Here is a 281-nt window from a genome sequence, read left to right as displayed (position 1 = left end):
TTTTGAGGGAAGCGTGAAAGGATTCCATTGGCGCATTATCATACGGACAACCCTTACGACTGTAAGAGTGGCGGATATGTAGTTCAGTTAAACGTTGATTGTAATCATCGCTGGTATACTGTGATCCTAAATCCGTATGGATAATCAGGTCCCCAGTAATGGTTCGATTTTTAACCGCGCTTTCAAGGGTCTTTAAGATTAAATCAGTAGCCATCTTTTTTGAGAAGGCAAATTACAAGTTTAATCCGAACAAGCCCGGAATCTTTCAATGGCAGTCTGTT

1 protein-coding gene is annotated in these 281 nt (G+C 40.9%); it reads right to left on the bottom strand.

What is annotated here, in order from left to right; genetic code table 11:
• A partial coding sequence (locus MMY95_RS15775) for a DDE-type integrase/transposase/recombinase (protein WP_241277841.1) occupies positions 1 to 214 on the bottom strand: 214 nt, incomplete at its 3' end.
• Positions 215 to 281 lie beyond the last annotated feature (67 nt).

It is taken from the genome of Lactiplantibacillus sp. ME-2, assembly GCF_022549155.1.
Taxonomy (GTDB): domain Bacteria; phylum Bacillota; class Bacilli; order Lactobacillales; family Lactobacillaceae; genus Lactiplantibacillus; species Lactiplantibacillus plantarum.
Note: the sequence above shows the minus strand (reverse complement) of the source record. Positions and strands in the feature narration are given on the sequence as shown.